We start from the raw sequence: 24,753 nt of genomic DNA, 5'->3' as shown, positions 1-24,753 counted from the left end.
CCCTCTATGACTGCACGCGGCTGGTTCCTGTTCTCCCTCATGGGCGTCATCTGGGGCATCCCCTACCTGATGATCAAGGTGGCGGTGGACGACCTCTCCCCGTCGATGGTCGTCTTCACACGCTGTGCCCTGGGGGCGCTCCTCCTGTTCCCCTTCGCCCTGCGAGGCGGCGGCCTGATCCGCACGGTCAGGTCCCACTGGCTGCCGATGCTGGCCTTCGCGTGCATCGAGATCATCGGCCCGTGGTTCACGCTGACGGACGCGGAACGGCACCTGTCGAGCTCGACGGCGGGTTTGTTGATCGCCGGCGTCCCGATAGTCGGCGTGCTCCTGGCCCGCTTCTTCGGAGACACGGAACGGTTGGGTGCGAGGCGGGTGACGGGCTTGGGTCTGGGTTTGGCGGGCGTAGGAGTCCTGACGGTCCCGCACCTCACGGGCGGTGACGCGCGCTCCCTGGCGGAGGTGTTCGTGACGGTCCTGGGCTACGCGACGGCCCCGCTGATCGCGGCGCGCTACTTGAAGGACGTCCCGACCCTGCAACTGACGGCCCCGTGCCTGGCGTTGGCGGCGTTGGTGTACGCCCCGGCGGCGGCGATGACCTGGCCGTCGACGGTCCCCTCCGCGTCGGTCCTGGCGTCGCTGGCGGGCTTGGGCGTGATCTGCACGGCGGTGGCGTTCGTGGCGTTCCTGGAGTTGATCAAGGAGGTAGGCCCAACACGCTCCACGGTGATCACCTACGTGAACCCGGCGGTGGCGGTGGCGGCGGGAGCGCTCTTCCTGAACGAGGCGTTCACCCTCGGCATCGCAACGGCCTTCACTCTGATCCTGGCGGGCTCGATCCTGGCGACGGCGGCCTCCGGTCCGCGTGGTCGGGGCAAAGGCACCCGCCCGGTAGCATGGTCGACACGGCAGACGAGCCGGGCGGACGGCCGCGTGGAGTCCCCTTGACGGGGGCTTCCCGAGGAACGTCCGGGCTCCACAGAGCAGGGTGGTGGCTAACGGCCACCCGGGGTGACCCGCGGGACAGTGCCACAGAAAACAAACCGCCCGGCGCTTCGGCGCCGGGTAAGGGTGAAACGGTGGTGTAAGAGACCACCAGCGCCTGAGGTGACTCAGGCGGCTAGGTAAACCCCACCCGGAGCAAGGTCAAAAGGGAGTCCCTTCCTGGGAATGGAAAAGGGCTCCTGCGCGGACGCCCGAGGGCTGCTCGCCCGAGTCCGCGGGTAGACCGCAGGAGGCCGACGGCAACGTCGGTCGTAGATGGATGGCCGTCGCCCCGGCACCCGCGAGGGACCGGGGAACAGAACCCGGCGTACAGCTCGGCTCGTCTGCCGCTACATGCGGCTCTTCCTTTGCGGCCGCAGTCCCGAGAGACGTGGTGCGCGGCGACCGCAGCCCGTGCGCGCTTGTCGATCTTTGCCGTCCCTTGAGTCTGCCCATACCTCTCGCATAGCCGCCCTCCATAGTCTCTTCGGTTGGCATGTGCACAGAGTGAAGTACGGGGGTGGACGGCATGTCGGATCTGAAGAAGGAAGCCGTGTCCATGCACAAGGCGGCCTCGGGGCTGCATGGTGTGGGGCAGCACACGGCGAAGCCGTTGCAGCAGTTCCAGGAGCAGACCCATGACCTGGGCGCGCTGGGAGCACTCGGCTCATTGCTGGGGGCGAAGGGCGAGATAGAGCAGGACATGACCACCCTGGCCAAGCTCACCAAGCAACTGGGCGAGGAGTGGGACGCGGAGGCGAAGCTGATCGGCGAGGTCTCCGACGCGTTCGATCTGCTTGATGTGCTGATCGCGGCCGCGGCCAAGGGCGAGAAGGGCTGACCGGGCGTGGTCGACCTACCAGCATCGACGATCAGCTCAACGGCACCCGCCACTTCGACCTCGATCCGACCGGCCGCGTCACCGCGGTCCACGCCCACGACTGGACCGAGACCTACGCCTACGACAGCGCCGGCAACCAGACACACGCCACCTGGCCCGCTCAACACCCCGGCCACGAGGCCACGGGCGCCCGCGCCTACACCGGCACCCGGATCATCCGCGCGGGCAACGTCCGCTACGAACACGACGCCCTCGGCCGCATCATCCTGCGCCAGAAAACCCGCCTGTCCCGCAAACCCGACACCTGGCACTACCAATGGGACACGGAGGACCGCCTCACCCAGGTCACCACCCCCGACGGCACCCGCTGGCGCTACACCTACGACCCCCTGGGCCGCCGCACCGCCAAACTCCGCACACCTACGACCCCCTGGGCCGCCGCACCGCCAAACTCCGCCTCGCAGTGGACGGCGAAACCGTCGCGGAGCGCGTCGAGTTCACTTGGGACGGCGCGACACTCTGCGAACAGACCACGCACTCCGCGGACCTCCCGAATCCCGTCACCCTCACCTGGGACCACCAGGGCCTCAAACCCGTCGCCCAGACCGAACGCATCACCGCGGCCGATGCACCCCAGCAGGAGATCGACTCCCGCTTCTTCGCGATCGTCACGGACCTCGTCGGATCTCCCCGTGAACTCGTCGACGAACAAGGGGACATCGCCTGGCGCGCCCGCAGCACCCTCTGGGGCGCCACAGCCTGGAGCAGCGACGCCACCGCCTACACCCCCCTCCGCTTCCCCGGGCAGTACAACGATCCCGAAACCGGCCTGCATTACAACTACTTCCGCCACTACGACCCCGAAACCGCTCGCTACGTCACCCCTGACCCCCTCGGTCTCGCCCCCGCTCCCAACCCCAACACCTACGTCCACAACCCGTACACCAGGACCGACCCACTCGGTCTCGAGGAGTGCGGCGAGGACCTGATCTCGGTCTACCGCAAACAGACCGACCACCCACTGAGCCAGCGGATTCACATCGGTGAGAACGGCGAGGTGACGATCACCGGTAAAGGCAAGCTCTATCTGAACATGAGCGGCGATATCAAGCACACGCTGGAATACCGGGGCGACGGCGGTCAGATCGTCTCCTTCAAGATTTCCGAGGACTACTTGCTCAAGGTCCGTGAATCCGCTCTGCCGCAGAACAAGGATGACCATCCTGACGGTGACGCTTTCACCCGCACGGAATGGAAAGGGCTGCTCCAGGAGTACCCGGAAATCTCCGATCCGACCAAAGGAAAGGACCTCTACGGAATCCCGGCCAAGCTCCTCAACGAACTCCGCGACAACGTCATCAAGGGCTCCGGACGTGTCGAATAGGATCGTTCGATGATTCACAGCGAGGAGAGCGTCGCCGCCGAACTGGACCGTGTTCGGCAGCGCCCCGCGATCGAGTCGGCTCCGCCGGTTCTGGCCGCTTTCACTGTCGATGTACTCGAGGGGACCCCCGAGGCGTACGCGCTACGGGTACGTCGCGTCCTGTCGGCCGCCCTCCACCTTGCCTGCACGGCGGAGTTCGGCGACGAAGACCTGCCGGCGGACGAGTTCCCCGACTGGTTCAGGACGGTCTCCGTCCGGGACGGTGAGACTCCGCCACCGGAATTCGCCCGACACGGCCGCACCGCGTACGTGGACCGCAGTGGTGGAGGCCCTTGGTCCTTGCAGAACTGGCTCTATCGGTTCGACCCGGAAGAAGACTCTCGCGGCTGGGAGTTCTGGGACATCGTCCAGGTGGGGCCGTCGCGGCTCCGCGTCTGGGTCGACAGCTGGGGGGAATCGTTCTTCGGCTCCCTTGAGCTGCTGTGGCTCCTGTACACGGCCGGTGCCACACACGTCGAGGGACCGGAAGTCCACAAGGCGGGGACGTGGGCGTCCGAGGTGCGCGATCGGTGACAGAGGGGGATCAGGGGCGGATCGTGCGGGCGTCCAGGTAGGTCTCGCTGATTCCCTCGACGCTCGGATAGCCGACCGGGTGGTTGTCGTCCTCTCAGAAACCGCTGGACCTGTTCCTTGCCTGGCCGGCTGCATCAACACGACCGCGCCGATTCGTGAACCGGTTGACATGCCGTAAGCCAGCCCCGGCCAGCAAGAGTTGTCGCGTCCCTTGACATGGACCAGACCAAAGGGACACGCTCCCGAGAGCGCTCTCACCTCCACCCCGCAGGGACGCCACCTGACGGAGCATCGTTCAAGTGGTCCTCCTTGCCCCCCACAAGGGGAAGGAGCACGGATGTCCATCAGAGACATGAGCTCGCACTTGCTTCCGCTGTTTCCGCGCCGAAGAGGCAGGCGACGGAGCGGTATTGGCCTGCTCGCGGTCGTATCGGCCCTCGCAACCGTCGCGTTGGCCGGTGCGCCCGCCGTCCAAGGGGCCTCCGCGCAAGCCCCGTTGACGGCCATCGCGGCGCAGCCCGCGGCGGCCGCCGCACCGGCTGCCCCCGCTGCCGTACCCGCCGCCCCCGCCGGCTTCACCACCACCTGGAGCGACGACTTCTCCGGTGCCGCCAACACCGGTCTGGACACCGGGACTTGGCGGTACGACGTGGGTGAGGGCTGGACCTTCGGGACCGGCGAGGTCGAGACAATGACCAACAGCACGGCCAACGTTTATCAGGATGGCAACGGCCACCTGGTGCTGAAGGCTCTGCATACGGGCTCCGACCCGGTCGCCGGGTGGACTTCGGGGCGGGTCGAGACTCAGGCGGACGGTTTCGGCGCGCTGCCCGGTGGCGTCGTACGGATTCAGTCGTCCATCCAGCAGCCGAACGTCAACACGGCCAACGGTCTTGGGTATTGGCCGGCGTTCTGGATGCTGGGCTCTCCGCTGCGGGTCGGCACCGTGTGGCCCGGGTCCGGTGAGATCGACATCATGGAGGACATCAACGGCCGCAGTTCGACATTCGGGACGCTGCACTGCGGCACCGCTCCGGGCGGTCCGTGCAACGAGAACACCGGCGTCGGCAGCGGCGAACGCGCCTGCTCCGGCTGCCAGACCGGGTACCACACGTACGCCGTGGAGATCGACCGCTCGACCTCTCCCGAGCAGATCCGCTGGTACCTCGACGGCGCCCTGAACTACACGCTCAGCTCCAACCAGGTCGACGCCACCGCCTGGTCCAACGCGGTCGACCACAGCTTCTTCATCATCTACGACCTGGCCATCGGCGGCGCCTTCCCGGCCGCTTACGGCGGCGGTCCCACCGCGGCCACCGTGTCCGGCGGTTCGATGAACATCGACTACGTCGCCGTCTACAACAAGGCCCCGGCCGGCACCACTGGCACCAACATCGCCCAGGGCAAGCCCACCACGGCGTCTTCGGCGGAGAGCGCCTCGTTCCCGGCGTCCAACGCCACCGACGGCAACATCAGCACCCGCTGGTCGAGCGCGTTCAGCGATCCGCAGTGGCTGCAGGTCGACCTCGGAGCTACTTACAACCTCACCCACGCGACGGTGATTTGGGAGGCGGCCGCCGCATCGGCCTACCAGATACAGACGTCCGCCAACGGCAGTACGTGGACCACGATCTACTCCAACAACAACAGTCCACAACTGCTCCAGGACACCGCGCTGTCGGGCTCCGGGAGATACGTCCGGATCTATGCCACGGCCAGGAACTCGTCGTATGGCGCTTCGCTCTATGAGTTCAGGCTCTACGGTTCGACCAGTGGCGGGAACCCCGGCCCCGGGACGCTGCTGTCGCAGGGCCGGCCGGCCACCGCCTCCTCCTCGGAGAACACCAGCTTCACCGCGCCGATGGCCGTCGACGGCAACACCGGCACCCGCTGGTCGAGTGCGTTCAGTGATCCCCAGTGGCTGCAGGTGGACCTCGGCGCCACGCACGCCATCAGCTCGGTGGGGCTCAACTGGGAGGCCGCGTACGGCACTTCGTACCAGATCCAGACCTCGGCCGACGGGGTGAGTTGGACGACCATTTACACCACCACGGCGGGTACCGGCGGCAACCAGACGCTGGCGGTCACCGGTTCCGGGCGGTACGTGCGGATGAACGGCACCGCGCGCTCCACCCAATACGGCTACTCGCTGTGGGAGTTCCAGGTCTACGGCACCTGAGAGCGCCTCAACTGTGCTGCTGTGCCGCTCAGTTCGTCAGGCCGACGAACATCGTGTTGTGCAGTGTCCGTACGTGACGGCACGCGATGTCGGCCGCCAGCGCCGCGTCACCCGCGCGCATCGCCTCCACCAGGGCGCGGTGTTCGTCGTTGGACTCGCGGAGGGCGGCGAGGGGGTAGGGGAGGTAGTACGCGTAGAGCCTGCGCAGGACGGTGGCGTACGTGTCCACGGTTTCGTCGAGGCCAGTGGTGCGTGCCAAGGCGAGGTGGAACCGCTCGTCGCAGGAGTGGAACTCCGCCCAGCTCTCCGCCTTGTCCATGACCTCGACGAGCTGCTGGAGCTCGTCGAGGTCCGCGGTGTTCGCGGCGCGGGTCGCGAGGTGGGCGATCCCGCATTCCATGACGAGGCGTTCGTCGATCAGGTGGTGCACCTCGGCGGTCTGACCGCGGTACACCTCGGTGGCGTCCACCGCTTTCCGTGTCGGCTGCTCGGCCACCAGCGTGCCGCCCTTGCGCCCGCGCCTGCGTTCCAGGACGCCGTCGGCACACAGGGAGCTCAGTGCGCGACGCACAGTGATCTCGCCGACGTCGAGTGCTCGCGCGATGGCATCGGTCGGCGGTAGTCGCTCGCCGGGGGAGAGCAGTCCGAAATCGACCGCCATGGCGATGCGGGCGCGCACCGTGTCCAGGGCCGTGAGTCGGCGAATGCCTTTCAGCTTGGGCGAGTTGAGGGAGAGATCGATCTCCTCGGTGCTCGCCGGTGTGGGTTCGTCCGGGGTGCCGACCATGCCCTCAAGATAGCGGTCAGTAAATCTGCTCATAATGAGACCATTGTATAAGGGCTCATCTTGAGCTAATTTCCTGCGTATGTCCCGACCGCTCCCCGTCGCCCTGGTCCAGGCCCCTCCCCGCCTGGCCACGGACCCCCTCTCCGGATTCGTCGCCGACGTCGAGGGGGTGCTGGCGCGCTTCCCGCAGACCCGGCTGATCGCGTACCCGGAGCTGCATCTGTGCGGCGTCGACGGCCCGGCCGCAGAGTCGGAGAACCGGCTCCAGGCTGCGGCGGAGCCTCTCGACGGCCCGCGTGCGAAGGTGCTCGCCGAGCTCGCGGGCGACCTGGGCATCTGGTTGTTCCCCGGCACCGTGTGCGAGCGCGGCGCGGCCGGCGAGCTCTTCAACACCGCCCTCGCCTTCTCCCCGCAGGGGCGGCTCGCCGCCCACTACCGCAAGGTCTTCCCGTGGCGGCCCTACGAGCCGTACGCCCCCGGCGACCGCTTCGTCGTCCTCGACCTCCCGGAGGTCGGGCGCATCGGGTTCGCGATCTGCTACGACGCCTGGTTCCCGGAGGTGGCCCGCCACTTGGCCTGGATGGGAGCCGAGGTGATCGTCAACCCGGTCATGACCACCTCGGCGGACCGCGCCCAGGAACTCGTCATCGCCCAGGCCAACGCCATCGTCAACCAGGTCTACGTCGTCAGCGTCAACACCGCGGGCCCGATCGGCACCGGGCGCAGCATCGTCGTAGATCCCGAGGGGCGTGTCCGTGTCCAGGCGCCCGATTCCGGGCCGACCGTACTGACCGACGTCCTCGATCTGGACGACGTATCGCGTGTGCGGACGTTCGGCACCGCCGGCCTCAACCGGATGTGGGACCAGTTCACCGAGACCGACGTCCCTATCGAACTTCCGTTGTACGGCGGCCGGATGGACCCCCGCCGCTGGCGGCCCGCCGACAACTGACCCGCTCTGTCTCTCCCGGTTACTCCCTCTCGTCCCCGTCGCGCAAGGAACCCCATGTCCGCTCCGGCTCCCACCCTCGCCCGCAGTCTGACCCTGAGATCAGTGGTGGTCTTCGGGCTGGCCTACATGACCCCGATCATCGTGCTGGGCACCTACGGTGTCGTCGCCGACACCACCCACGGCGCGGTACCGACGGCCTATCTGCTGGCGCTGGGTGCCATGCTCTTCACCGCGCACAGTTACGGGAAGATGGCCGCGACCCACCCCGTCGCCGGGTCGGCCTACACCTACGTACGGCGCTCCATCGACTCCAGGGTCGGTTTCCTCGTCGGGTGGGCGACACTGCTGGACTACTTCTTCCTGCCGATGGTCATCTGGCTGATCGGCGGGGCCTATCTGCAGGCCGAGTACCCCTCGGTGCCGTTCTGGGTGTGGATCATCGGGTTCATCACGATCACCACCGCGCTCAACATCCGAGGCATCAAGACTGCGGAGCGAGTGAATGACCTGCTGATGATCTTCCAGGTCCTGGTCGTCGGGATCTTCGCCGTGTTGTGCCTGCGGCACGTCTTCCAGGATCAGGGAGCGGCCGGGCTCGTCAGTGCGACGCCGTTCGGCAACGACGCGACCACCCTGGCGGGCATCTCCTCCGGTGCCGCGCTCGCCGCCTACTCCTTCCTCGGATTCGACGCGGTCACCACGCTGACCGAGGAGACCATCGAGCCGCAGCGGACCATTCCGCGTGCCATCCTGCTCATCGCCCTGATCGGCGGTGGCATCTTCGTCGTGGTCGCGTACGCCACCCAACTGGCCCACCCGGGCTACGCGTTCACCGATTCCAGCTCCGCCGCGTTCGAGATCGCGAAGGAGATCGGCGGCGACCTGTTCTCCTCCCTCTTCGTGGCGGGCCTGATCGTCGCGCAGTTCGCTTCCGGAGTCGCCGCGCAGGCCAGTACCTCGCGGCTGCTCTACGCGATGGGCCGTGACTCGGTACTGCCCCGGAGGATCTTCGGGCGGATCCACGCCAAGTACCGCACCCCCGCCCTGAACATCCTCCTCGCGGGCGCGGTCGGCCTGATCGCGCTGCGCCTGGACGTCGCCACGTCCACGTCCTTCATCAACTTCGGTGCCTTCACCGCCTTCACCTTCGTCAATCTCGCCGTCATCGCCACGTACGTCCGCGAGCGCCGCGCAGGTCGCCGGCCCGCTGTGTGGTCCTACGTCCTGATCCCGGCGGTTGGTGCCGTCGTCGACCTGTGGCTGCTGATCCACCTCGACAGCAAGGCCCGCACGCTCGGCCTCATCTGGCTGGCTCTCGGGGTCTGTTACTTGGCGTACCTCACCAAGGGGTTCCGCAAGGCGCCGCCGGAGATGACCTTCGACGAGGAGGCGACGCCGGTGGAGGAGCCGCAGGCGACGCGTTAGGGCGGTCTCTTGCTGCCGGTCGGTTCGCGGCTTGCCTCGCCCTCCCGAGCGACGATCGACAGCGTGACGGACTCAGCCCGTACGCCACCGTCACTCACACGGCGAGGTCCCAACTGAGCTGACGCAGTACGGTCCTTGGGGCGTGGAGCTGCTGTAGGTTCTTGCCATGAAACAGGGCAAAGGGATCGAGAACCCCGAGTCGCGCTTCTCCGCGGTGCTGCTGGCGGCAGCAAAGCTTCCAGGTGTGCGTATCGACAGGGAGGCGTACCTCCGAAGTGCGCTGGCTCGTCACTGCTCCGAGGACGACATCCGGCGAGCGATGGAAGAGAGCCCCGCCGCGGCCGGCATCGCTGTCGAGGTTTTCGACAAAGCGGCCAACGACTCCATCCGCTACGAGACCGCCAAGGTCAGCGCTCTCTCCGCCGCTGCCGGGATACCCGGTGTCCTCGCCCTTCCCGCCACTGTGCCCGCCGATGTGGCCCAGTACTTCGGCCACATGGTGCGTATCGCGCAGAAACTCGCGTACCTCTACAGCTGGCCCGATCTGTTCTCCGACGAGGGCGATGACGTCGATGACGCGACCATGGGGGTGCTCACGCTGTTCTTCGGCGTGATGTTCGGTACCCAGACGGCGAATGCTGCTGTGGGGAAGGTCGCCGGGATGATGGCGGAGCAGGTCGCCAAGAAGCTGCCCCAGAAGGCACTCACCAAGGGCGTCATCTACCCGATAGTGAAAAAGGTCGCGGCTTACCTCGGCGTGCAGATGACAAAGCAGTCCTTCGCGAAGACGGTCTCGAAGGCCATCCCTGTCGTCGGGGCCGTTGTCTCCGGCGGGCTCACTCTTGCGACCTATCTGCCGATGGCCAAGCGGCTCAAGAAGCACCTCGCCGGCCTGCCGCTGGCGGAGCCGTCGAACCGAGTGATGGATGGGGAAGTCGTAGACGGTGAAGTCGTGGAGGACGATGGGCCTTTCGCCACAGCACATGCCGAACAGCGCGGCGCGGACGCCCCTGCCACCGCCGATCGCCATCCCGACGCGCTGATCACCGCGAACCGCGAAGACCCGTCGGAGCTCCAGACACCTGAGGCGGTGCCAGAGTGAGGATCTCCCGGTCGAAGAAATCGTAGAACCCCTCGCCTCGGTCATACAGCGCATTGAATCCTGCGTTCATTTCCCGGATCAGTGAGCGGTCAGCGTAGCGGTTGGCTCCGTCCGCGTTTCCGTCCTCGTCGTAAACGACCTCATACATGGCCGCATCGCCGAGAATCACCACTTCTGGAACCGGGCGGGTCCGCTCGATGTTCGAAATATCGTGAGCGTCGAGAATCTTGATTTGGTCGCCCACGTCCACGCGTACACGCAATACGAACAATTCCCACTGCACATACGGCGTGATCGGGAATTCCACGACGCGAAGGCGGCGATGCGTGACGCCCAGTCGGGACGCTTGGCGGAGTTCCTGGGCGTACTCCTCGCGCCTCTCGTCGGCCAGGGACAGCGCCCCCTGCCAGTCGCCTTCGGCGAAGGCCTCCCAGCTCGGGAAGCCGCGCTCCTTGAAGTGTTGGCCGCGCTCGAGCTTGTTGAGGAAGCCGATCCCGCTGTCGTAGACCCGGCTCAGATCCGCGTGGTACCTGGGGCGGTCCAGGCGTTCGAAGGCGCCACCAGGGAAGGAGTCAAACATTGGGGATGTCCGGCTTCGCCGCGATGAGCATGTTCCTGGGGATGACCACGAGGCGTTCGTCCGACCCGATCGAGACACCGTCGGGCAGGTTCCTGCCGAGCGACTGCGTGAGGTCCCGGCCGATGACAGCGATGTCACCATTGGTGAGTTCCCAGATGTCCGGGCAGTCAGGAGTGCCGGTTGTGTTTCCTAACTCCTGGGGTGTCTTTCCCAGTCGGTGTTTGAAACTTGTGTCCGGATCCGCTTCCCATGGCCTGACCATTTCCATCGCCCCCTAGAGCGGTCGAGATGCTTCACTGTAGCCTGCAACGGGACTGCCTGACCATGTGTCAAAGCCGGTCAACAGGGGTAATGGCGCGGATTGATTCCTCCTTGTCTCATGTCGCTCAAGGGGGGAATGATATTGATCGGAAAGAAAATCATGTCAACGCCTGACAGGCGACGCTTTCCAGCTGTGCTGTCGGAAAATCAGGTGAACGGAGGGGTGGCTGTGGACGCGGAAGTGGCCTCGCTCGCACAGAGCGCGGGAACCACCTTGGTCACGTTGATGGCGACCGATACCTGGCACCGTGTACGTGACGGGATCACACAGCTCTGGCGCCGGGCGCAACCGGAGCGCGCCGAGACCGTCGCCGCCGAGTTGGAAGCCGGCCGTGAGGACGTGCTGGCCGCCGTGGCAGCGGACGACCAGGAGACCCTGGACGAACTCCGCCTCCAATGGCAGGGGTTGGTGCGGCGACTGCTCGTTGCCCGGCCCACCGCCGTCGAGGAACTGCGTGCACTGCTGGACCAACTCGATCCGGACGGATCCACTGCCCGGCGGATCAGCCAGCACGCCACCGCGTCCGGTCAGGCCCGGGTCTACCAAGCGGGACGTGACCAGCACATCGCCGAGCGATGACGGGCGGGACGGACGGCCACGCCGAGGACCAGGGGCGGGTCTATCAGTCGTCGGGCGACCAGCACATAAGCGAACACCACCATTACGGCCCTGACGGGCCGGAGCCCGGCGGACCGGACTCGGTGCGCCGCCCGGCAGTCGGGCGGCGTCCTGTCGTGCTGCGCGACCGCAGCGAGGTGATGGAGCGCCTGCGGGCGAGCGTCCAGGCGGAACGCGGCGGCGAGGTCTATGTGCTGTACGGCATGGGGGGTTCGGGCAAGACGGCGGTCGCCTGCGCTCTCTTTCAGGAAGTCGCTGAAGAACAGGACCGGGTGTGCCTGTGGGTCAACGCTTCCGACCGTGCCAGCCTGCGCGCCGGCATGCTCGCCGTCGCCGCCGACCGAGGAGCGGGCGACGGCGAACTGCTCGCCGCCCGCAACGGCCTCAGACCTGCCGCCGATCTCGTCTGGCAGCATCTCGACAGTTCCGTCGAACCCTGGTTACTGGTGCTGGACAACACCGACGAGCCGGAGATCCTGCGGGACGGCAGTTGGCTCCGTACCAGCCCGCGCGGCACGGTCCTGGTGACCACACGGCGAGCGGCGGCACGGTGGTGGCCGGGCGCCGAGTTGCAGTACATCGGCGTCCTGCCCCGAGAGGACGCCGCGCTCGTGCTGCGCGATCTCGCACCCCACAGCGGTACGACGGAGCAGGCAGCGCAGGTCGCGGACCGGCTCGGGCGGCTGCCCCTCGCCCTCACCCTGGCCGGCGGCTTCCTCTCTCACCAGGTTCTCGACCCCTGGACGATGGACGCCTACGGGGACCAGCTCGACGGAGACGAACGGGTCCAGCTGATCGACCGGGGAGCCGACGCCCTGTCCGAAGCCGACCCCCGGCATCTGGTCGGCCTGACCTGGCAGTTGACCCTCGACGCGTTCGAGGTACGCGGGCTGCCCGAAGCGGCGGCCCTGCTCAGGCTGTTGGCCCGTTTCGCCGCCGAGCCTCTGCCGCTGACGCTGCTCAACCACGCCGACGTCTCCGCCGTACTGCCTCGTGCCCGAACCGAGACAGCCCTCAGGGCCCTCCTCGACCAGTCGCTGTCCGAGCTGGTCGACGCCGTCGGCGTGCGCTGCGTAGAGAGTCATGGTGTCCTGCTCGACAGCGTCTCGGCGGCGACCCCGACGAACCTGGTAATTGCCCTCGACACGACGGCCGTTCGGCTGCTCGACGCGGCCGTGCCCGCCGTACCCGACGCGGGGCCGCACGATCCGCGACTACGTCTTCTGGTACCTCACGCGCTGGCCCTGTTGAGGCACATCGGCGAGCCGACCACCGCCGCCGACGCCCTGGCCGTCGCGACGCGACTGTCCGTCGCCCTGCACCGGACCGGTGACTACCTCTCCGCCTGGGAGACCGCCCGTAGCGCGGCGGACCTCGCGGAACGGCTCCTCGGCGCGGATCACCGTACGATCCTGGCCGCCCGCTCCCGGGCAGGGCGGGCACTGTTCCGGCTGGGCAGGTACGCCGAGGCCGAAGCGGTGCTCCGCGTGGTCCGGTCCGCGCAGGAGCGCCTGTTCGGCGCCGACGACCCCGACACCACGGACAGTGGCTACGGCCTTCAACTCGTGCTGGCGAACCTCGGCAGACGCGAGGAATCCGTGGCGCTGCTGCGCGACACCGTCGCCGGACGTCGCTCGGCGCTGGGCCCGACGCATCCGCTGACCCTGCGGGCCCGCGCCAGCCTGCTGGAGATGCTGCCGGCTGCCGAAGTGGTGACCGAGGAGGGCGGCACACTGCTCACGCTCCCGTCCGAATGCGATCGGTTCCTTGGTCCCGACCACACCGTGACACTGGGCGCCGGACACAACCACGCCTGGGCGCTGTACCTTTTGGGTCGCGTCGACGAGGCCGACCGTGAGATCCGGTGGGTCGCCGAGAGATACGTACGGCGCTTTGGACCCGAGTACCCGATCGTGCTCGCCGCCCGGCAACTCCTCTCCCGGACCCGGGCCGCGCTCGGCCACGTCGAGGAGGGGATCGGGCTCATGGCCGACGTCGTCGAGCGACGCGAACGCGGGCTGGGACCCGAACACCCCTTCACTGTCGCGAGCCGACAACTGCTGGACGCGTATCGGTCGGGGCGGTGGCGGCCGTAGTCTCCATCTGGGGCACGCGTGCTGTGCAGCCCAGGACGGCGGACAGCACTGTCGCCTCCAGGGGCGGGCACAGCTCACTGTGGTCACCTGCGGTGGCAGCGCAGGGGGCGACCGGTTGGTGTCCCGTCAGCAGACTGAATGGGTGACGACACGACCGTCCTCGGAATCCTCGGGTGGATTTCGAGGAGACCGTCCTTGCCCACCATCCTTCGATTACGCCGGAACAGTTCGAGGCGGCCATCGCCGGGGGTGATCGCTTCTTCGCCGCCTCGTCCTCGACGCCCGACTACGACGACTATCGCCGGGTGATGCTTCGTCATATGGCTGGTCGCCGCCGCGATCGGGCTCGGATATGCGGGGCCCGTGGGCCACGTCGATCCCCGGCCCGGAGCGCCCCCCGCGCGCCCCGGACCGGAGGTCCCGTTCTGACCCTGCCCCCAGGTCGGTGTCAGAACGGGAGGGTGGGCGCCGTCGTCGCCCCGGGATTGCACGAAGTCATGGGCAGTGCTCCTGTTCTGCCGGTCGGCAGGCACAGATGCCCGGTAGGCTCCGGCACCAACAGATTCGTTCGTCATCGCGCCGGTCTGCAGGGGTGGGCTGTTGCCAGTGGCAATGTGGCAACACGGGGCGGACGGTGAGCTGTTGGGGGGATGATCATCGAGCACGACGGATTCGGTGCCGAATTGCGGCGGCGCCGCATCGCGGCCGGCCTGTCGCTGAGTGAGCTGGCCGGCAAGGTGTACTGCAGCCGCAGCTTCCTGAGCCGTGTCGAGAACGGGCGCCGCAGGGCTTCGCCTGAGTTGGCGCAGTTGTGTGATGAAGTGCTGCGCGCCAAGGGGGCCTTGGTCGGTCTGGTGCCGCCGCCGGGGTCCGAGACGGTGCTCAGGGTCGCGCGGAAGGGGCCTGGGGCGCGCGCCGTCGATCTGGTCAAGTCGGGTGGGGGCGAGGCGCGTTCGGAGTCCGCGCCGGAACGTGCCGAGTTTCGGCGGTTGTTGCGGCGGGGTGATCTGAGCCATGCCGCCGGTGAGATGCGGGACGCCGAGCGGTACTACACCGCTGCCTTCCGTAGCGCCGTCGGGGAGCCGCGGGCTCAGGCCGAGGCCGTGATCCGGATGGCTCGGCGGTGGTCCGATCCCGGGCAGGTCGACCGTGAGTTGTTGCAGTCCATTCGCGGGTGTCTGACCGCTTTGAAGGGGGACGAGAGCATTGAGGCTGCTGGGTTGAAGCTGCGACTGCAGGCCCATCTCGCCAAGAAGATGTCCATGGCGGTCAGCCAGGACACCGTGGTGGGGGCGGCGGCCGGGCCCGGTGAAGGGGCGCGGCTTGCCGAGGAGACCCTGCGGCGATTACCCGGCCTCCTCGGTGAGGACTCCGCGCGCCGATTAACCGGCGACAACGACAGTGACTACGACACACACTGCGAAGTTCTCATCGAATGTCGGTGGGCTCGTTACGACTTCATGCCTGCCCCTGATGCCCTGCTCCTCTCCGAGCAGCTCCGTGACGCCGCCGCCCGGCATGACTCGCCCTACTTCCGTGGTGAGGCGCTCATGGCCCTCGCCATCGACCAGTTGCGCAACGGCAAGATCTTCAGCGCCCTGGCCACCGCGAACCAGTACCGCAAGCACGCCGCCGACACCCACAGCACCCTCGTCGTGTGGCAACAGCGCACCCTCGACGCCCTGCTCGACCTGTGGCACGGCCGGTTCGACGCCGCCGCGGACTGGGTCTTCCGCGAGTCCCTCGAATTTACTGAGCCCCTCAGCGCCGACTTCGCCGTGCCCGCCGACAACCTGCGCCAGACCCGGCTCGGCCAGGCCTACTGGCTGCTGCGTCAACAGGGGCGGCTGGCCGAGCTGTTCACCTCCGACCTGGCCGGAGACGTCGAACGGCACGCCTACTTCCCGATTTGGCGCGCCGGTCTCGCCCTCGCCCTGTGCGAGACCGGGCAGTACGCCGAAGGGGCGGACCTCCTTCTCGGCTGCGCCGCCGACGTCGAACTGTTTCCGCCGTCCGGCTGGGCCGTGCCCACTCTCGTCATCCTCGCGGAGATCTGCGCGGTGCTCGATCTGGAGGGTGGATTCGAGGCGGAGTTGGCGCAGGTCGTGCCCGCGCTTCGTACGCACCTCGCGCCGCACGACGGTGAGCAGATCGCGCTGGCCGGCTGGCCCACCGTTCTTCTCGGGCCGACCGCCCGGGCCTGCGGGCTGCTCGCCCTGGCCGCGGGGGAGCCGGAGACCGCGCTCGAACACTTCCGGCAGGCGGAGGTGCCGGCCCGCTCCTCGCAACCGGAACTCGCCCGTCTCCGCCTGGCCCGCGCCCGCGCGCTGCGTCGGGCCGCGGCGCCCGGGAGCGGCCAACACGCCGACCGGCTGCTCAGGGAGGCGCTGCGCGGGGCCGAGGCGTACGGCATGTCGTGGTTCGGCGGGCAGAGTCAGGCGCTGTTGGACGACCCCGGGCGGAGTTGACGGACCCGAGTCCGTGGCTCCCATCGGGCTCCGGCGGGGGCCTGATCGACCCTTGATCTCAAGCTAGGAGCCGTTTCGCGCGCTTCCTGCCCCCTGCGGGACCGAATCGGCGGCCGGGGATTGGTACCGCCGTACTAGTGCGTCTCCTCCTTCGAGCGATAGAAGTCGACATGACCGCGGGCCGCCGCCTCCCACGTGTGCCGCGCGGCCAGCGCCCGCCCGGACTCCCGCCGCACCGTCTCGTCCTCCCCCTCCTCCTCCGACAGCGCCCGCCCCAGTTCGTCCGCCAACTCCCGTGCCGTACCGGCGAATCGGGCCGCCCCGTCGAACACCTCCCGCAGCACCGGCAGATCACGCACCACCAGCGGTACGCCCGCCGCCAGCGCCTCCATCGCCGCGAGTCCGAAGCCCTCCTTGAGGGACGGGAAGGCGAAGGCGTCGGCGGCTGCTACGAGGGTGGGGAGGGCAGGGTCCGGTACCGGGCCCAACACCACCGGTTCCACGCCGAGTTCGGTCGCCCGCGCCTCCCAGCGGGCCCGGTAGTCGCGGTAGTCGAAGAGGGTCTCGCCGCCCGCGATCACGAGGCGTACGCCGGGATGCCGGGCGCGCAGCAGCGCGTACGCCTCCAGGAGGTCGAGGGAGCCTTTTCGGGGCTCGATGCCGCCGACCGTGAGGACGTAACGGCCAAGGCGGCGGCGCCAGTCGGCGATACCCTCCGCGTCCCGGGCCGCGGCGGCGAAGCGGTCGTAGGCGACGCCGTTGGGGATGACCGTCGCCCGGACGCCCCAGCCCTCGGCGAGTTCGGCCGCGACGGACGCCGATACACAGATGTGGGCGTGGGGTTCGACGATCGCGCGTTCGTGGCAGGCGGCCAGTTCGGGTGTCGTGAAGTGGTCGATGTGATGGACCGTGCGGATGCAGCGGCCGTGCACCGCGTTGGCGCTGATGCAGTCCTGGGCGTGCACGACGTCAAAGGGGGCGGGATCGAAGGCCGCGCGGAGGGTGGCGATGGAGCGGAGGATGCGGGCGCCCGTCGACTCATCCGACGGGCCGTCCGGAAACGGCACGATCCGCAACCGCACCCGCGCGTCCACCGGCCGGAAGAACCCCTGATCCCCACCCCGGCCGAGCGTCCACACCGTGACGTCCTCGCCCAGCCCCGCCAACGCCTCCGCGAGGGCGAGCGTGTGCACGACCCCGCCGCGGGGCTTGGTGGAGTAACTGAGCAGGGCGATCTTCATCGGACGCGCTCCATCCGCCGGGCGGTACCGGCCACCCGGTCGCGATCACGCCGGGCGGTCCCGGCCATCCGGTCGCAATCCTGCCGGGCGGTCCCGGCCACCCGGTCGCAATCCCGCCGGGCGGTCCCGGCCACCCGGTCGCAATCCCGCCCGGTGGTCCCGGCCACCCGTTCGCACTCCCGCCCGGCGGTCACGACCGCACCCCCCGATACGCCGTCGGCCGCCGTTCGTCCAGGTGCCGCAGCACCCGCCGCGCCCGGTCGATCTCCGCCGCGATGTCGAGTTCGGCGACCGCGAGGCCCGCCTTGGACCAGGTGCGGGCGAGGATGTCGCCGCCGGGGCCGACCACCTTGGCCTGGCCGAGGAAGCGCATGCCGCCCATCGCGCCGGTCTGGTTGGAGGAGGCGAGGACGACCTGGTTCTCGGCGGCGCGGGACTGGTCGTAGAGGTCGAAGAGCTTGGCCTGGCGGTCCTGGGCCATGCGGGGCGCGCGGTTGGTGATGCTGGTCGGCCAGGCGGAGAGGCACGCCAGGATCTCCGCTCCGTCCAGTGCCAGTGAACGCGCCGACTCCGGGAAGGTCTTGTCGTAGTCGATCAGCATGCCCACGCGTCCCACCGGGGTGTCGAAGGCGTCGAAGCGGTCGCCGGGGGAGTAGGCCGCGACCTCGCCGGCCGGGAGGTGGACCTTGCGGTGGCGGCCGAGGACGCCGTCGCCGGAGACACAGACCGCTGCGTTGTAGCGCTCGGTGCCGCCGTCCTCGCAGTAGCCGACGCACACCACCATCTCGGCGGCCAGGCGCGCGACTTGGAGCAGGAGCGGGTCGTCCGGCTTGAGGGCGGGGGGCAGTGCGTCGGGGTCCGGGTGGCGCAGGTCGGCGAGGTAACCGCCGAGGGCCGCGTCCGGCAGGACCAGCAGGCCCGCGCCCGACGCCCGTGCGTCGTCGATGAGTTTGGCGATCCTCGCCAGGTCGAACTCCAGGTCGCGGCCGAAGTGGGCGGCCACGGCCGCGATCCGGATGCTGCTCATACGCTGACTGCTCCTGCGGGTGTGTAGGTGTCCGGACGCCGGTCGCGCAGGTGACCCATCGACCGGCGAGCGGTCTCCAGGGCTTGTACGACGTCCAGTTCGGCAATCGCCACGCCCGCGCCGACGCCCGTGTCGGCCAGGATCTCGCCGCCCGGGTCGACGACCTTGGCGCTGCCGACGAAGCGTAGCGAGCCGAAGGTGCCGGACTGGTTCGCCGACAGCCACACGATCTGGTTCTCCAGGGCACGGGCCCGGTCGAAGAGGTCGAAGCGGCGCTTCCAGCGGTCCTCGGCCAGGTCCGCCGTCGCGTTCGTGCGGGCGCCCGGCCAGGCCGACACGCACACGCCGATCTCCGCGCCGTCCAGCGCCAGTGAACGCGCCGACTCCGGGAACGCCTTGTCGTAGCAGATCATCATGCCGAGCCGTCCGACCGGTGTGTCGAAAGCGTGGAAGCGGTCGCCCGATGAGTAGCTGGCGTCCTCGCTCAACGGCTGGTGCACCTTGCGGTGGTTGCCGAGGACGCCATCGCCGTGCACGCACACGACGCTGTTGTAGCGGTTGCCGTCCGGGCCCGCCTCGCAGTAGCCGGCGACCACCGTCAACTCACCCGCCAGCGCCGCCAGTCGGTGGATCTCCGGGCCGTCGAGCGCCAACGCCGGTGGGCCCTCGTCTAGTTCGGCCCCGTCGTCCAGGCTCAGCAAATAACCACCGAGGCAGGCCTCCGGCAGCGCCAGCAGCCGTACGCCCGCCTCCCGCGCCTCCTTGATCAGGCGCTCGGCGATCGCGAAGTCCTCCTCCAGGTCGCGGCCGAACTCGGCGGCCACGGCGGCCATGCGCAGCGTGCTCATGCGGCTCCCATCCCGGTCACGGTGGAGGTGACCGCTTCGGTGATCTCTCCGTCGGGCCAGCGCAGCCCGACGCCTTGTCCCTCGGTCAACTCCCCGCAGACGGCGCCGGTGGCCGGTCCCGCGGGCAGCGGCGGACGACCCGTTTCGTCCGCGGTGAGCATCGCGTAGCCGGGGAAGCAGGTCAGCCAGTCACCCATCGAGGCCTCCGACGGGCGCGGCACCGACGCCACTTCGAGCACCGCGCGGCACCCGCTCGCCTCGGCGAGCATCCCGAGGGTGCCGGCGATCCCGGCCATCGACACGTCCTTGGCGGCGGCGGGCCGGGCGGCGGCCACCGCCCCTGTCATGGCGCGCAGTTCGGGCGTACGGCGGTGGCTCGTCGAGTCCCATTGACGGCCCCGGTAGCCCGCTCGCCAGCCGCCGTCCAGGTCGGCCGTCAGCCGTACCGCGTGTCCGGGGCGACCCCCGCCGCCGGGGACGGGGTGGGCGGTGCGGCCCAGGGCGGTCACCGACAGGGCGGCGGGCACGCCGAGTTGGGTGTGGCCGCCCAGGATCGGGAGGTCGTACGCCCGTGCCGCCCGGCCAAGTCCGGTCAGCACCCGCGCCGCATGGGACGCGTCCCGCGCGCCCACCGCGTCCAGCAGGCCGAGGGGTGAAGCGCCCATCGCCGCGAGGTCGTTGACGTTGACCAGGACCGCGCACCAGCCCGCCCACTCGGGGTCACGCTCGACCATCGACGGCACGATCGCGTCGCACGCGGCGATCACGTCGGTGCTCGGGACGGGGGCGCCGTCGTCGCCGACGAAACCCGCACCTCCCGGGGAGAGGGCCGAAAGGAGCGGTCCGAGCGCGGACTTGGTGGCCGCCGCCTGCGCGGCGATACGTCCGATCGGCCACCGCATCACGATGTGCGGCGCGCCCGCGACCTCGGTCGCCCGCACGGACCGCCAGCCCAGCCGGCGGAACAGCACCTCGTTGCGTGCCTGGACCGTCGCGTCGAACCGCAGCGCCCCCTCGGCCTCGGCCCGCGCGCAGGCGGCCCGCACCAGGGCGGCGCCGATGCCGTGCGGGCCCCGGGCGTGCGCCGAGACGACCAGTCGACCGCCCTGCCACCAGCCGATGTCGGGCCCGTCGTCGACCGGCCCGAGCCGCACGCCCCCGACCACGGATCCGTCGGGCGCCCTGGCGACCAGGACGACCGTGCGCGGATCGAGGTCGCGGTCGTCGGCGTCGTCGCGGGCGAACAGCCTCTGCTCGTCGACGAAGACGTCCCGGCGCAGCCGCCGATAGGCCGCCAACTCGGCCCGACCGTCAGCCTGTTCGACGTGAAAGGCAGGCCGGCGGGCCAGTGTGCTGCGGTCGCCGAGCAGCGCCAGGACGTCGAACGGCTCGTCCCGCACCGGCGCCGCCGAGGATCCGTCGAGATACACCTCCCTCACCCGCCCGCCGTCTTGAGCACACTGCACGCCCCGCAGGCCGCACACCCCGCCTTCTGGTCGGCGCCGCTCATCCCGGCCGCGACCAGCTTCGCGGCGACGCCCTCCGTGACGTACCGCAGCAACTCCGCGCTCGGCGCCGGGATGCCGTCGCGGGCGGCGAGGGTGCCGCGCATGGGGCGGAAGGGGACGACGAAGGGGTAGACGCCCCGGTCGATCAACCGGCCGGCGCCCGCGACGAGTTCGTCGGGATCCTCGCCCAGGCCGATCAACAGGTAGGTGGAGACACGGTTGCGGCCGAAGACGCGGACCGCCTCGTCCCACGCGGCCTCGTACTCGGCCAGCGCGACCGACGACTTGCCCGGCATCCAGCGCCGCCGCACCTCGTCGTCCAGGGACTCGACATGGATGCCGATCGCGGTCGCCCCGGCGTCGTGCAGGGCGCGGATCCAGGCGAGGTCGCCGGGTGGTTCGCACTGCACCTGGATCGGGAGCGACGGGACGGCTTCGAGGACCGCGCGCACCGACCGTACGAGGGTGCGGGCCCCGCGATCGGGTCCTGTCGTCGTGCCGGTGGTCATCACCATCTGCCTGACGCCGTCCAACCGCACCGCCGCCTCGGCGACTTCGGCGAGCTGCGCCGGGGTCTTGGCGGCGACCGTGGCCCCGGCGCGCAGCGACTCCTCGATGGTGCAGAACCGGCAGCGGTCGGACTCGGCGTAGCGGATGCAGGTCTGCACGACGGTGGTGGCGAGGACGTCGGCGCCGTGCAGGCGGGCGATGTGCTCGTAAGGGACGCCGTCGGCGGTCGTCAGGTCGTAGAACCTCGGGCGGTGCACGGCGGTCAGGGTCAGGCCCGTGTCCTCCTCGCCGAGCCACACCTTGCCGTCGCGGACGCGGTAGGGGCTGGCCGGGTTGGTGGGGAGGGCGGCGTTGGCACCGTCGACGATGACGTGCCCGTCGTCGCTGGGTCCCGCGCCGTCCGGGCGCCGTACGGGAGCGTCCAACGCCACTCCGCGCAGGGCGAGTTCGGCGCGGGTCAGGATGCGGACGTCCACGGCCGTACTGGTCGATCCGGTGCCAACGCTCACGGCGTGCCCCCTACAGCTGGTAGGTCGAGTTGATGATGGCGCCCTTGCGCGCGTAGTGGATCAGCGCGTCCTGGACGTCCAGCGGGTGGGTGGGGATGACGCCCTCGATGAGGTCCTCCTCGCGGGCGCCGTGCAGCGAGAGGCCGAAGCGGCAGCAGAACACCTTGCCGCCCTCGGCGATGAACGTCTTGAGCTGGTTGTTGATGTTGTGCTCGCCGGGGAAGGCGGAGGTGCCGGTGGTCGGGAAGCCGCGGGTGGCGAGGCAGTTGAGGGAGCCGGGGCCGTAGAAGTAGATGGCGGTCTCGAAGCCCTTGCGCAGCGCGCGGGTCGCCTGGAGCACGGCGACGAAGGACACCGACGACTCGTGGGCGATGCCGTGGACGAGCGTGAAGTAGGTCTCGCCGTCCTCCGCCTTGTAGTCGGGGAACACCTTGGTCGCGCCGTAGATGCTGGTGCCCTCGGGCAGCGACGGGTGGGGGATCTCGGTGAGGGACTTCTGCTCGATCTCGCTGAGCTCGACGGTTTCGGACATGGCTGTCTCCTTGCGCGTACGAGAGGTGGGTGAGGGTCGGGTCGGAGCTGGGGGACGGGTCAGTCGTAGAGCGCGGCGAACGTGTCCCGGAAGACACGGTCGCCGAGTTCGCCACCGCCGGTCGCGGCGGTCATCCGGGCGTACTCGCCGGTGAAGTCGCCCCAGGGCTGGTCGCTGGCGAAGAGCACGCGGTCGTGGCCGAGGCCGCGGTGCTCGATCTCCCGGGCCAGCCAGTACGGCAGGAACCCGATGGCCCAGGAGAGGTCGGTGTAGACGCGCTTGCCGGCCGCGATCCAGTCGAAGAAGCGGGATCCGGCGAGCTTGATGTGGCCGCTCATCCCGCCGCCGAAGTGCACGAGATGGACGGCGACCTGATCCGCGTACCAGTCCACGAGGTGGCCGACCTCGTCGATGTCGGAGGCGGCGCCGGGGGAGGTGTGGACGTGGACGACCAGGTCGTGGCGGGCGGCGACGGCGAAGATGCGGTCCAGTTGGGGGCGGCAGGCCGGGTCGGTGGGCCGGCCGCCGAGCAGGAAGCTCAGCTTCAGGGCCCGCACCCCGCGTTCGGCGGCGAGGGCGAGGGCCGCCTCCGTGCGGTGGGCGTCCTCGAGGCGCGGGGACACCCAGAGTCCGGCGCGGATCCGGTCGTCGGTCTGGGCGGCCTCGATGGCCAACTCGTTGAAGGAGAAGGCGATCTCGGGGTCGGGGACGCCGTAGTTGGGGATGACCAGGGCGCGTTCGGTGCCCTCCGCGTCCAGGTCGGCGAGCAGCTGCTTGACCGTGGCGCGGGCGGTGGTGTCGGGGTGGACCGGCGGGCCGCCGTAGAAGGGGAAGGCGGGCAGTACGCCGATGTGGCGGTGGGCGTCGTACACCATGGCTCAGCCCACCGGTACCGCGGCGGCGACCCGGGTCGGCGCGCCGGTGAGGGTGCCGCACACATCGGCCAGGCGGCGGCCCGCGTCGATGTGCCCGGCTATGAACTCGGCGTCCCTGCCCACCGCTTCGAAGCGGCCCGAGCCCCAGGAGTGCTGCCAGGGCAGGCCCACGAAGTACAGGCCCGGCACGCTGGTGACACCCCGCCAGTGCATCGGGTAACCGCGCCCGTCGAAGGCGGGGATCTCGATCCAGCGGTGGTCGCGGGCGAAGCCGGTCGCCCAGACCACGGAGGTGACACCGGCCTCGGCAAGACTCAACTCGCCCGCCTGGCCGTCCGGTTCCCACACCGGCGTGTAGCGAGGTTCGGTCGGGGCGTCGATGCCCCGGGCCGCGATGTGGGCGTCGATGGCGTCCTTGATGCCCTCCGCCACGGCGTCCGCGTGGTCGAGGTTGACCTTGAGGTCGTCGGCGAACTCCAGTGCCGGCCCGTCGATCGAGGTCAGCCTGCCGTACAGCCGCATGCCGTCCTTCGCGAAGGCCCGCAGGTCGATGTCCCGGCCGCCGTCCCGCCCGGTGACGTAGTGGTTGACCCGCATGCGCACCGCGCCCGCGTCGTCGAACTCGTCGATGGACCGGGCGTAGTGGCCCATCTCGTCCAGCCAGGCCACACAGTCCCGGCCGCGGTAGAAGCGGGCCACGCGCGGGGCGCTGCCGACGGCGAGATGCACCTGCCGTCCCGCGAGGTGCAGGTCCTCGGCGATCTGGCAGCCGGACTGACCCGTGCCCACCACCAGGACGGCCCCGTCGGGGAGTTGGGCGGGACTGCGGTAGGCGGAGGAGTGGACCTGCTCGATCCCGGCGGGCAGTCGCTCGGCGGCGCGCGGGATCCTGGGCCGGTGGTAGGGGCCGGTCGCCACGACGACCTGCTCGGCGGTGAAGTCGCCCGCGGTCGTGGCCAGTTCGTACGTCCCGCCGGCCGGCCTGCGCACCCGGGTGACCGACACGCCCTCCACCAGCGGAGGCCGGAAGTGGGCGACGTAGCCCTCCAGGTAGCGCACTATCTCCTCGCGCACCATGAAGCCGTCGGGGTCGTCGCCCCGGTAGGGGTAACCGGGCAGCCTGCACTGCCAGTTGGGGGTGACCAGGCAGAAGGAGTCCCAGCGGCGGCTGCGCCACTCGTGGCCGACCCGGTTCGCCTCGACGACGACGTGCTCGATGCCGCGTTCGCGCAGGCAGTGGCTGACCGAGAGGCCGGCCTGGCCGCCGCCGATGACGGCGACCGGGAAGTGGGCACCGGCCAGCCGGCGCGTGTCGAAGTAGGTCTCGGGGTAGGTCTCGGGCATGACATCCCTCCCACGCGAGGCGGCGAGGTCTTTACACCTCACCGCTGC

The 24,753-nt window shown here is 69.5% G+C and carries 20 protein-coding genes, 1 other RNA gene and 2 pseudogenes; 12 read left to right on the top strand and 11 right to left on the bottom strand.

Annotated elements, in window-relative coordinates; translation table 11 throughout:
- Window positions 1–6 precede the first annotated feature (6 nt).
- The 6 genes and pseudogenes from ACIQI8_RS12730 to ACIQI8_RS12705 all read left to right on the top strand — a co-directional run.
- A pseudogene (locus ACIQI8_RS12730) lies at window positions 7–786 on the top strand (DMT family transporter); the annotation flags it as partial.
- Between the two features lie 127 nt (window positions 787–913).
- Window positions 914–1,331, top strand: an RNA gene (gene rnpB / locus ACIQI8_RS12725) — RNase P RNA component class A.
- 182 nt (window positions 1,332–1,513) lie between these two features.
- Window positions 1,514–1,825 carry a hypothetical protein gene (locus ACIQI8_RS12720; RefSeq protein WP_402348182.1) on the top strand — a complete coding sequence of 104 codons (312 nt, stop codon included), beginning with the start codon at window positions 1,514–1,516 and terminating at the stop codon, window positions 1,823–1,825.
- Window positions 1,826–1,833: 8 nt separating this feature from the next.
- A pseudogene (locus tag ACIQI8_RS12715) lies at window positions 1,834–3,209 on the top strand (RHS repeat domain-containing protein); the annotation flags it as partial.
- A gap of 9 nt (window positions 3,210–3,218) precedes the next feature.
- Complete coding sequence (locus ACIQI8_RS12710) at window positions 3,219–3,782, top strand: hypothetical protein (protein WP_402348179.1); 564 nt, start codon at window positions 3,219–3,221, stop codon at window positions 3,780–3,782.
- 337 nt (window positions 3,783–4,119) lie between these two features.
- Window positions 4,120–5,961, top strand: coding sequence for a discoidin domain-containing protein (locus tag ACIQI8_RS12705; RefSeq protein ID WP_402348176.1), 1,842 nt, complete (start codon window positions 4,120–4,122; stop codon window positions 5,959–5,961).
- A gap of 28 nt (window positions 5,962–5,989) precedes the next feature.
- Here the strand turns inward: ACIQI8_RS12705 and ACIQI8_RS12700 are convergent, their stop codons facing one another.
- Entirely contained in the window at window positions 5,990–6,781 is a 792-nt protein-coding gene (locus ACIQI8_RS12700) for a FadR/GntR family transcriptional regulator (RefSeq protein ID WP_402348173.1), read from the bottom strand.
- A 46-nt stretch (window positions 6,782–6,827) separates the two neighbouring features.
- Between ACIQI8_RS12700 and ACIQI8_RS12695 the strand changes: the two genes are divergently transcribed.
- The 3 genes from ACIQI8_RS12695 to ACIQI8_RS12685 all read left to right on the top strand — a co-directional run bounded on the left by ACIQI8_RS12695 (window position 6,828) and on the right by ACIQI8_RS12685 (window position 10,227).
- Window positions 6,828–7,700 carry a carbon-nitrogen hydrolase family protein gene (locus ACIQI8_RS12695; protein WP_402348170.1) on the top strand — a complete coding sequence of 291 codons (873 nt, stop codon included), beginning with the start codon at window positions 6,828–6,830 and terminating at the stop codon, window positions 7,698–7,700.
- A 54-nt stretch (window positions 7,701–7,754) separates the two neighbouring features.
- Complete coding sequence (locus ACIQI8_RS12690) at window positions 7,755–9,125, top strand: APC family permease (protein WP_402348167.1); 1,371 nt, start codon at window positions 7,755–7,757, stop codon at window positions 9,123–9,125.
- Between the two features lie 166 nt (window positions 9,126–9,291).
- Window positions 9,292–10,227, top strand: coding sequence for a hypothetical protein (locus ACIQI8_RS12685; RefSeq protein WP_402348164.1), 936 nt, complete (start codon window positions 9,292–9,294; stop codon window positions 10,225–10,227).
- On the opposite strand, the gene ACIQI8_RS12680 is transcribed toward ACIQI8_RS12685, so the two are convergent.
- Together ACIQI8_RS12680 and ACIQI8_RS12675 are read right to left on the bottom strand one after the other, a co-directional pair.
- Window positions 10,169–10,807 carry a DUF6879 family protein gene (locus ACIQI8_RS12680; RefSeq protein ID WP_402348161.1) on the bottom strand — a complete coding sequence of 213 codons (639 nt, stop codon included), beginning with the start codon at window positions 10,805–10,807 and terminating at the stop codon, window positions 10,169–10,171. The genes ACIQI8_RS12685 and ACIQI8_RS12680 overlap by 59 nt on opposite strands.
- Window positions 10,800–11,069 (bottom strand): hypothetical protein, encoded by a 270-nt coding sequence (locus tag ACIQI8_RS12675; protein WP_402350399.1) that lies wholly within the window; start codon window positions 11,067–11,069, stop codon window positions 10,800–10,802. The genes ACIQI8_RS12680 and ACIQI8_RS12675 overlap by 8 nt, the downstream gene beginning before the upstream one ends.
- A gap of 228 nt (window positions 11,070–11,297) precedes the next feature.
- On the opposite strand from ACIQI8_RS12675, the gene ACIQI8_RS12670 reads away from it, so the two are divergent.
- The 3 genes from ACIQI8_RS12670 to ACIQI8_RS12660 all read left to right on the top strand — a co-directional run bounded on the left by ACIQI8_RS12670 (window position 11,298) and on the right by ACIQI8_RS12660 (window position 16,311).
- Window positions 11,298–11,708 (top strand): hypothetical protein, encoded by a 411-nt coding sequence (locus ACIQI8_RS12670; RefSeq protein ID WP_402348158.1) that lies wholly within the window; start codon window positions 11,298–11,300, stop codon window positions 11,706–11,708.
- Complete coding sequence (locus ACIQI8_RS12665) at window positions 11,705–13,843, top strand: tetratricopeptide repeat protein (protein WP_402348155.1); 2,139 nt, start codon at window positions 11,705–11,707, stop codon at window positions 13,841–13,843. The genes ACIQI8_RS12670 and ACIQI8_RS12665 overlap by 4 nt, the downstream gene beginning before the upstream one ends.
- 650 nt (window positions 13,844–14,493) lie before the next feature.
- Entirely contained in the window at window positions 14,494–16,311 is a 1,818-nt protein-coding gene (locus tag ACIQI8_RS12660) for a helix-turn-helix domain-containing protein (protein ID WP_402348152.1), read from the top strand.
- Window positions 16,312–16,445: 134 nt separating this feature from the next.
- On the opposite strand, the gene ACIQI8_RS12655 is transcribed toward ACIQI8_RS12660, so the two are convergent.
- The 8 genes from ACIQI8_RS12655 to ACIQI8_RS12620 form a co-directional block, all read right to left on the bottom strand.
- Window positions 16,446–17,552: an MSMEG_0565 family glycosyltransferase gene (locus ACIQI8_RS12655; protein WP_402348149.1), complete on the bottom strand. Its 1,107-nt coding sequence runs from the start codon at window positions 17,550–17,552 to the stop codon at window positions 16,446–16,448.
- Between the two features lie 190 nt (window positions 17,553–17,742).
- Window positions 17,743–18,579 carry a carbon-nitrogen hydrolase family protein gene (locus ACIQI8_RS12650; protein WP_402348146.1) on the bottom strand — a complete coding sequence of 279 codons (837 nt, stop codon included), beginning with the start codon at window positions 18,577–18,579 and terminating at the stop codon, window positions 17,743–17,745.
- Complete coding sequence (locus ACIQI8_RS12645; protein ID WP_402348143.1) at window positions 18,576–19,427, bottom strand: carbon-nitrogen hydrolase family protein; 852 nt, start codon at window positions 19,425–19,427, stop codon at window positions 18,576–18,578. The genes ACIQI8_RS12650 and ACIQI8_RS12645 overlap by 4 nt, the downstream gene beginning before the upstream one ends.
- Window positions 19,424–20,857 (bottom strand): MSMEG_0567/sll0787 family protein, encoded by a 1,434-nt coding sequence (locus tag ACIQI8_RS12640; protein ID WP_402348140.1) that lies wholly within the window; start codon window positions 20,855–20,857, stop codon window positions 19,424–19,426. The genes ACIQI8_RS12645 and ACIQI8_RS12640 overlap by 4 nt, the downstream gene beginning before the upstream one ends.
- Before the next feature lie 5 nt (window positions 20,858–20,862).
- Window positions 20,863–21,954, bottom strand: coding sequence for an MSMEG_0568 family radical SAM protein (locus ACIQI8_RS12635; protein ID WP_402348137.1), 1,092 nt, complete (start codon window positions 21,952–21,954; stop codon window positions 20,863–20,865).
- Window positions 21,955–21,964: 10 nt separating this feature from the next.
- Window positions 21,965–22,486, bottom strand: coding sequence for an MSMEG_0572/Sll0783 family nitrogen starvation response protein (locus ACIQI8_RS12630; protein ID WP_280877547.1), 522 nt, complete (start codon window positions 22,484–22,486; stop codon window positions 21,965–21,967).
- 59 nt (window positions 22,487–22,545) lie between these two features.
- Window positions 22,546–23,361: an amidohydrolase family protein gene (locus ACIQI8_RS12625; RefSeq protein WP_402348134.1), complete on the bottom strand. Its 816-nt coding sequence runs from the start codon at window positions 23,359–23,361 to the stop codon at window positions 22,546–22,548.
- 3 nt (window positions 23,362–23,364) lie between these two features.
- A complete protein-coding gene (locus tag ACIQI8_RS12620) occupies window positions 23,365–24,705 on the bottom strand; it encodes an MSMEG_0569 family flavin-dependent oxidoreductase (protein ID WP_402348131.1) in 1,341 nt (446 codons plus the stop codon).
- Window positions 24,706–24,753 lie beyond the last annotated feature (48 nt).

The sequence above is a fragment of the Streptomyces sp. NPDC092369 genome (genome assembly GCF_044755245.1).
In the GTDB taxonomy this organism is placed as follows: domain Bacteria; phylum Actinomycetota; class Actinomycetes; order Streptomycetales; family Streptomycetaceae; genus Streptomyces.
Note: the sequence above shows the minus strand (reverse complement) of the source record. Positions and strands in the feature narration are given on the sequence as shown.